Source organism: Bartonella sp. AA1HLJMS (assembly GCF_042197445.1).
Classification (GTDB): domain Bacteria; phylum Pseudomonadota; class Alphaproteobacteria; order Rhizobiales; family Rhizobiaceae; genus Bartonella.
On the sequence record NZ_JBHIRW010000018.1, the window covers coordinates 25,063 to 33,730 of the forward strand.

Annotated in this window: 6 protein-coding genes; 3 read left to right on the plus strand and 3 right to left on the minus strand. The window is 39.5% G+C overall.

All coding sequences use genetic code 11. The features are described from left to right. Window positions 1-944: 944 nt before the first annotated feature. Together ACFIQE_RS06125 and ACFIQE_RS06130 are read right to left on the minus strand one after the other, a co-directional pair. Entirely contained in the window at window positions 945-1,958 is a 1,014-nt protein-coding gene (locus ACFIQE_RS06125) for a sensor histidine kinase (RefSeq protein ID WP_375618002.1), read from the minus strand. A 22-nt stretch (window positions 1,959-1,980) separates the two neighbouring features. Then, a complete protein-coding gene (locus tag ACFIQE_RS06130) occupies window positions 1,981-2,775 on the minus strand; it encodes a response regulator (RefSeq protein ID WP_375607013.1) in 795 nt (264 codons plus the stop codon). Between the two features lie 168 nt (window positions 2,776-2,943). Here ACFIQE_RS06130 and ACFIQE_RS06135 point away from each other — a divergent pair, with 168 nt between their 5' ends. The 3 genes from ACFIQE_RS06135 (at window position 2,944) to ACFIQE_RS06145 (ending at window position 5,364) form a co-directional block, all read left to right on the plus strand. Continuing rightward, window positions 2,944-3,147 carry a NepR family anti-sigma factor gene (locus ACFIQE_RS06135; RefSeq protein WP_375610684.1) on the plus strand — a complete coding sequence of 68 codons (204 nt, stop codon included), beginning with the start codon at window positions 2,944-2,946 and terminating at the stop codon, window positions 3,145-3,147. A gap of 7 nt (window positions 3,148-3,154) precedes the next feature. Further along, a complete protein-coding gene (locus ACFIQE_RS06140) occupies window positions 3,155-3,709 on the plus strand; it encodes an RNA polymerase sigma factor (RefSeq protein WP_375611691.1) in 555 nt (184 codons plus the stop codon). Between the two features lie 224 nt (window positions 3,710-3,933). Next, window positions 3,934-5,364 (plus strand): sensor histidine kinase, encoded by a 1,431-nt coding sequence (locus tag ACFIQE_RS06145; protein WP_375621451.1) that lies wholly within the window; start codon window positions 3,934-3,936, stop codon window positions 5,362-5,364. A gap of 899 nt (window positions 5,365-6,263) precedes the next feature. On the opposite strand, the gene ACFIQE_RS06150 is transcribed toward ACFIQE_RS06145, so the two are convergent. Continuing rightward, complete coding sequence (locus ACFIQE_RS06150; RefSeq protein ID WP_375707391.1) at window positions 6,264-8,252, minus strand: M23 family metallopeptidase; 1,989 nt, start codon at window positions 8,250-8,252, stop codon at window positions 6,264-6,266. Window positions 8,253-8,668 lie beyond the last annotated feature (416 nt).

The following is an 8,668-nucleotide window of genomic DNA, read 5'->3' on the forward strand; positions in this document are numbered from 1 at the left end:
GTTCCTCCTTTGAGATGTCGGTTCCTCCTTTGAGATGTCGGTTCCTCCTTTGAGATGTCGGTTCCTCCTTTGAGATGCGGGTTCTATAGTGAATTAATCAAAGTCATTGGCTTGCACGTCATAAAAGGGTATGTATGGGCTCTATGTCGGTGAGTAATATTTGAAAAAAGCCTAAAATGCCTCTTATGGACGCTCTCAAAGGTCAATGGCTGTTGTAACATGAGAGACAAATGGTATGATGATGCTCAGCTACTACTTTTATGAAGTGAAAAGGGGTATGAAGGTAAAGAAGGACGTGGCGTAACAAGGGGCGGTTTTGATGGTTCACTTTACGGGGGCTATTATATCTTATTTACAGATACTGTTTTGAAATGAGCGTGGATGCGCTGGGAAATATTAAAAAAGTGCGTGAATGAGGAACACAAGTGTATTCTGTTTTAGAATGTCCTATTGTACTTGAAGAGGATATCTCCATTAAAGAATGCGATAAATAAAAGCGTAAAATATGTAATTTTCATCAATTAATTGTCGTTGTCGTGGATGCTTTAAGCCTGTAAAGCTGAAGAGTGATGATGGATATTAGCTTTACTCCTTGAAATTTCATATTCTGCCAAAATGGAATTGTATACGCATTGCGAAAGTTGCACAAAAAGAGATAGGTAATAGGTTCGCTTTTATTTGGCATATAAAAGCTGAAACGGTTTACTCTTCATTGTTTTGGTTTCTCTCTTAAAATATGCGGTTCTATAAGGGATGAAAGTTGATTTACAGCGGAAATGGATTTTATGTGGCTTTCAGTTCTCATCGTTAAGGTTTTGGGGAACTATTGGGGGACAATAGAGGTTGGTTTAAAGGGGTTGAAAATATCTTTGTGCTTAATAAACAGATGAGACATTTTGCTAAAAAAGGGGAAACTTCTCTTGTTCATTGTTTAAAATGCTCTTTTAAGAAAAAATATCAAAATAAGTATCAGGAACAGAGAGGCAATAGACAATTCCTTCTTGTGTCAATTTGAGGGAAGCTGAACCATTCACGGAAATGGGAACGATTTTTTCGAGAACGGCACTACCAAAACAGGCTTTTTTATTGTTTGTGGGAGGGATGCCGGATTCAAAATTTTCATGCCACGTGATGATAAGTTGCGTTTTGCCATTCAGTTTTGTTTCAATTTCACAGCGTACACAGATGCTCCCCTTTTCTTGGGAAAGGGCTCCAAAAGAAAGAGAATTGACAATCAGTTCATGAAAAGCCAAACCGATATGCAAAGCGGCATTGGGAAAAAGATAAGGATCGACGCCTTCAAGTGAAAAACGTTCTGTTTCTTTCATAAAATAACCTAAAGCCTGCGTTTGGACCAATTCGCGAAATTGAGCACCGCGCCAATCGGAATCAGTGATCAGATCTTGAGAATGAGAAAGAGAATGAAGACGACCTTGAAATTTTCGTAAAAAAACTTGAAGAGATTCAGTATAGCGGGCGGTTTGGCTGGCAATACTTTGAATGATCGCTAGAAGGTTTTTAGAACGGTGACTGACTTCGCGAAGAAGGATTTTAAGCACTTGTTCACGGCGGCGTAAGCCGGAAATATTGACACCGGTGGTGATAATACCAATAATGTCTTCGTTATCATTGCGGTGGCAATCAATAGAAAATTTGTACCAAATCTCTTGTTTGTTTGTATCTTCAAAACGTGCTTCAACAGTTTGCATTTTGCCACTGGCTAAAACTTGCAGTTTGATGGTTTCCATATTGTCTGCAAGGTCAAGCGAAAAAAAGTCGCTGTCACGACACCCAACCCGCCATTTATTGTGCAAATGATGTGGCAAGTTTTCAGCCCATAAATAAACCAGATTTGTTGCCTGATAGAGAACGCAAATATCAGCACCACGAATCGCTTGCATGAGCGCACTCATATGAGATCTATCCATGGGAGGCTTTGAAAGAGGCGTAACGATCATAATTTTAAGATGTTACCCTGTTCTAAGCCGCTTTAGAAGCATTCTCTTGAAAAAATAAAGCTTGGGAAATAAGCGCTTTCACCATATCAGGGTTAAAAGGTTTGGTCACTAAAAAAGTTGGTTCTGGACGCTCGCCAGTGAGAAGCCTTTCGGGAAAAGCCGTGATGAAAATCACCGGTATACGGTCATTTTTCAAAATCTCGTTGACCGCATCAATCCCTGAACTGTTATCGGCTAATTGAATATCAGCCAAAATCAACCGTGGTTTTTTCTTATGATACATGATGACAGCTTCATCACGCGTGCGCGCTATTCCTACAACATGATGACCTAGGCTTTCTACCATTTGCTCAATATCAAGTGCAATAAGAGGTTCATCTTCAATAATCATTACTTCAGTGGCAATTTGTTGAGAAATATCAATGGATGCTTGGTTGAGAAGCTTGCGAAATTCTTTCGTATCCAGATTCATGATTTCGCTGGCGTCTTGTTCATGAAATCCTTCAACGGCAATGAGCAAAAATGCTTGGCGTGCACGGGGCGTGAGATAGGATAATTTGGCACTGGTTTTTTGTTCAAGACCAAATTGGGGCAGGGGTTCAGGGATGTTTGGTGTGGTTTGGTCAAAAAGATGGCAAAAAAGCCAATAGGTACCAATTCGGTCAGTGGAGGCTTTGGGAAAAATGGAGATGTCGGCAATGAGTGCTTCCAACATCGCTGAAACATAGGCATCGCCAGAGGATTGGCTACCGGTGACAGAGCGGGCAAAACGCCGAAGATAGGGAAGATGCGGGGCAATGCGCGTTGATAATGACATAATTTATAACTCCTTTGACCTTTCAAGCATTTTGTTGGTTGAAATTCTCAACCGATAAAAAAGTTCCTTGATTTGTATGGAACTTTTTACCGACAGCTATATTTACAACCATAAGGCGAAAAAATCTTCGCGGTGCTACCAGTAATATATGGATTAGGGGGATGAAAAATGAACGACCGTGATGAAAAAAATCTCACTACACAATTTAGAGTTGGAGATGATCTTCTCGGGGTCAATAGCGAAATAGCACGGAAGTTACGTCAATTTTATATGGAAATTCAAGAAGAAGCACTGCCACGGTGTTTGCTTGAGCTTTTAGAGAAGTTGGAGCGCGCAGAGCAATTTGGCTTAAACAATGTGGAAAAGGTTTGAATCCTTTATGTCAAAGTGCGCGAAAAATTTTAAACAAGAACTCCTTTCTGTGTTGCCGGCTTTACGAGCTTTTGCTGTTTCTTTAAGTGGCAAGCACGATAAAGCCGAAGATTTGGTCCAAGATACTGTTATGAAGGCATGGGCTAAGCAAGATAGTTTTGAGATGGGAACTAATCTTAAAGCTTGGCTTTTTACCATTTTGCGCAATGAATTTTATAGTCAAATGCGTAAAAAGGGAAGAGAAGTTCAAGATACCGACGGCGTGTTTACTCAAAATGTCGCTGTTCATCCTGCTCAATATGGATCGCTTGATTTACAAGATTTCAAAAAAGCCTTAAATTTGCTTTCTGCCGATCAAAGAGAAGCCATTATTCTCATTGGCGCATCGGGGTTTTCTTATGAAGATGCTGCGGCTATTTGTGGTTGTGCTGTTGGAACCATTAAAAGCCGTGTGAGCAGGGCGCGTAATCGATTACAAGAACTTCTTAAAGTCAATGGTGAGTCTGATTATGGTCCTGATTCTTACTCAGCTGGAAGTACATTGTGTTCATTTAACGGCTAAAAAAGCATAATAATTATGATCGATAGCCTTGTTTTTTTTATTCCCGTTATAGCTATTACAGTAAAGTCAGTATCTGAGGGAATTCAGAAGTTTGGCGTGTATCCTTAGGAACACAAGAAAAGCCTGTATAAAACTTTCTCACGGGCTTTAGGTTTTATGTTCCATAAGGTTGCCTTCCTTTGTGCTGAAAAATGACGACTTTCAAGTTCGCCAATGGACATTCTATGACAACAAAAACAAATTTGATGCCTCAAATGCCTTCTTCTGATGCAACGATATCACGCTGGCGGTGGGGTGCGATTGTTGTTTCTCTTGTTATGGCTCTTTTGGCATCGGTTTTTATTATGTTGCTTTCAAATGCCGTTGATCGAGAAGTCGCACAGTTGAATACAAGTTCAGAATTGCGCGAACAGGCTGATTTGGTCCTTATTAGCCTGATTGATATGGCTGTTGCTGATCGCAGCTATGCAAAAACGCGCAAGGCGGAAGATAAAATACGTTTTGAAAATGCAGAGCGGGAGTTGGGGAATATTCTCGACTATATCGCACTTATTGTTTATGCACATCCGCAGTGGTATAAATGGTTTACGGCTTTTAAAGAAGAGGTTGAAGCACGAAAAGCCTTTATGAATGCCCATATGCGTGCTCTTGATGCGATTCCTGAACAATCTTCTCAACCCTCTCATGCGGACTCTTTGGAAGTATCAAAGATTCCTGTAGCACGTTTAGCTCAATTGATGACAAGCTTTATTAATGGGGATGATGTGGTGCGACAAAAACAGCGTGAGGGTATCGCATTGATGCGGGCGGCTTTGACATTGGCGGCTATTGTTTCCGTTGTGAGTACCTTTATTTCTGCCTATTTTGTTATTAATCGTTTTCATCGTGATATGCGCTCTTTAAAATTGTATCAATTGCTGCTTCATAGTGAAAATATCGCTCTGGAAGCCCGCGTGAAAGAACGAACACAAGAATTAGAAAGAGCACGTAATCACGCTGAAAAAGAACGCCAACGGGTTGAAATATTGTTGCAGGATGCAAGCCATCGTATTGGCAATTCTCTTGGAACGGTGTCTTCTTTGTTGGGGCTCCAGTTAAACCGGAGCAAAAATGAAGAGGTCCGTGCTGTTCTAGGGGCTGCACGTGATCGTATTCAGACAATTTCTACAGCACATCGTCGTTTGCGCTTAAGTGATGATATGGAAACGACACTATTGGCAGAGTTTCTCAGCTCTGTTGTGCATGATGTCGAATTGGCAGTCCCTTTTGAATTGCGTGAAAACATCACCATTCACACCAACTTTAAAGATTGTCGCCTGTCTTCAAGAGATGCGACAACACTTGGAATTATCCTTGGTGAACTGCTGACAAATTCCTTAAAACATGCCTTTCCTGATCAACGGTCTGGTCATATTTATATCTCCTTTGGTCCCCAGAAAGATGGACAATTGATGCTCATTGTAGAAGATGATGGCGTGGGAATGAAAAGCCAAACTTTAAAACAAAAAACAGGACTTGGTCGTGTGGTCGTGGAACAGCTCTGTATGCAATTTGGTGAAAAACCTCTGTTTGAAACTTCTGCTTTAGGAGGCACAAAGATTGTCATTCCTTTGCCAAAACTTAGCATGAATAGTTCAAAAAAAAGCTCTGACTGATTTTTTAAAAGGGTAAATTTTCTCTTTTCTCGTGGTAAGCTGCCTTTCATTCATCGTGAATGTATGGGGAGGGCATCTTTTCACAAGAAGAAGGAAAAATACGGCTTCAGTAGCGCGAACACAGCACCATTCATATCAGATTGTCAATTGCCTTCAAGAGAAACAACTTTGCTTCTTTATCTTTTGGTGTAATGTTTGATTTTCTCTCTTGTTGTTTTTTTGCTTTGTTGACTCCGATGATCGGCTTTCAAAGTTCTCCTTGTCTGAGAGCTTTGAAGTGCTTAAGTTAGCCTTTAAATTTATTTTGAATAAGTGCTCCTTTAAGCCAATAATACTTATATTCGTAAGCTCTATTGCTTTGCAAAAAGATTGTTTTTTCAAGTTTTGTTATTTTTTGTAAGGCATGTGAAACTTTAAATATGGGGTGTTTTTGTAAAAGTGTGTAAGGAATATTCTTAAGGTAGAACGTGCTCATAAAGTTCATGAAACACCGTCCTTTAGGGCTATGAACAGCATACATTCAACAAGTGGAATCTATTCAACAAGAAGTCGGGTTGTTTATAGAATGATATGGATTTTAGAATCTTCATCCTTTAGCGGGCACCTCTTTGATTTGAGATTTTATTGCATGGCAAATAAGGACGGGCTATCGTTTTGATAAAATAAACAAGAAGAGTTAGCCTTTTGGGGTTTCATATTTTTCACTTTTCTATTGTGCGTAAACCTGAAAAGGGGAGGGTGTTTTATTTTTAATCATTGTGATGCGACCTTGGGTGGTGGAATCTTTCGGCGTATTCTTTAATAGATATTTAAAATGCGGAAATCTCTTTGAGAAAAGTAAGCGCTCAAGCATATTTTTTAGATGTTTTGAGTCGTAAAAATGCAGATGCTTTCATGCTTTAAGTCTCTTCGGAGGGTGCTATTGGGCTGTTGATCAAGGCATCAATGTTGTTTTTTTCTTGTAGGAATGTTTGTAGGTCTTGATTGGTTAAGGCTTTGCTATCCGGTATACGAATGCGCATGGGATCAACCTTGACGCCATTGACAATGATTTCAAAATGACAATGGGGTCCGGTTGCCATTCCTGTTGATCCAACATACCCAATAATTTGTCCTTGTCGTACTTTCACGCCTGGTTTGATGTCTGGTGCATAACGACTTTGGTGTGAATAACTGCTGATATATCCATTGGCATGTTGAATTTCCGTATGGTTTCCATAGCCGCCTGTTACGCCTACTCTTGTGACAATACCATCTCCTACAGCAATAATGGGTGATCCTTTAGGAGCAATCCAATCAACCCCCGTATGCATGCGGACATAGCCTAAAATAGGATGTTTGCGTGGACCAAAGGGAGAGCCAAAAATGCCATTTGGTGTGGGTTTGCGCAGCAAGAAAGGCTTTGAACTTTTCCCTTCAGAATCATAATAATCAACGCTTCCATCTTTTAATTGATAACGGTAATATTTATAAGTTGTATTCCCAAAAGTTGCACTAATATAACGAATTTCTGGATCAGCGTTCTTGGATACTTCCTTTGCTTTCAAATTCTTTTTGCCGTTTTTGTTTTCTTTATCGCTTTGTGGTACAGCATAAAATATTTCGATCTGATCATTGGGTGTTATCGGACTTTTCATATCAATATTGGTGGCCAGCAGACGAATAAGACGATGAGAGAGAGATTGTGATATATTATGGCTTAGCAAAGCACTATAGAGTGCATCATAAGCCGTTGGTAATTGTGCGCTATTGATATAAGAATGTGGAATACCATTTTGAAAAGCCGTTTTAAGTGCTTTAGACATTTTAGGCTCTGTGCTTTCAATGAATTGGCCTTTATCATTCAGGGCAATGGTGAGAACATGATGCATCCCTTGATAGATACTTGCGCGTACGAGATGGTCTTCTTCACCAGCTTGTGTCACGATACCAATGCGTAAAAGGCTTCCCTCTTTAAGGGAATCGGAAAGGCTTATTTTTTCTAGCGTTTTTACAACCTGGTCAATTTGCTTTTTTGTATAACTGGTTTTTTTGAAAGCATCGGCTATCGTTTGTTTTTTACGAATAGGAATAATATCTTCAACATAGTTTTTCGTCAGATCGATACGGTGACTTTGAGGAGAAACGGTTACATTTTCTTGAACGATTCGAACTTCAGGGGATTCTGTGCCTTGGGAAGGGGAGGATACATCTTCTAATTTTAAAGGATCAATCAATGTGAGAACTGAAAGAAGTTCGGAGCTCTTTTCTAAAGTAAATCCAGCTTTTTGTACTTCTTGTTGTGCCTCTTCATCTGTCAATGTGTCGCTGTCATCAAAATCGAATTGATTTACCTTAAAATCATAGCTGCGTAAGGTGAGTTTTGTTTCAACCTTTGCTCCATAAATCTGCCCAGAATCTTCTTGTGGTGCGATATTTTGATTTTTCGTATCACTAGCAAGAATGCTTAAAGAATCAAATTTTGGATAGCTATATTTCTGGGGGCGATTTTCGGCTAAAGCCATACGAATCCATTCAAAATGTTGTGTTTGAATGACTTTTTCATCGCCTTTTTTTTGTAGAATCGATAATTCAAATTGACGTTTTCTGTCAAAGCTTTGCCTTGCATGAGTGGGAGAAATACGGTCGCCTTTATAGCCATTGGCCTCAGGGGCTTGTGATTCTGATAGGTTTTCTTGCGTAAACCATTGTGGCGGTGTTACCAATCGCTGTTGTTCATCAAGAGCCGTAAAAAGTGCAATCCCCATAAGAATGCAGGAAGTGATTCCTGTCAGAATGGTTCCCGTAAGCCAACGAGCAGAGACCTGTCGGCGCGCAGGCCGCAAACGCTTGACGACAAGAGCAGGGTCTTGTCCAGGATCGTTTTTTTGTTGTTCGTTATCCCACATAGATTTATAAGAGTACTTTTCAATATTAAATAAAGAAAGCTAGATAGATAGCTTAGCATGCTTCTACAGGAATTTGATTCTTTTTACAAATTACAGATCATGCGATTCTCTTTATACAGCAATGTCTTTATAAATCGTATCTGCGCAGAAAATTTTCTCTATTAAAGTAGCATAAAACAAGCGTTATTGTGATTAACTCATTCCTAGGCAACTTCCTATTTTTATGCATTGCAATGGGGTGCTATATTTTACTTTAAAGGCGCCATGCTCTCTTTGAACTCCTTGCTGTTTTCATGTTTTATTTTTATGAAGGCAGATTTTACCTATAATTGCTTGTTGCCAATAATGTTTTGAAATAGGATTTTTTGTTCAATATTTTATTGGTAAAGTTTGGGTTATTTTATTTAAAAAAAATA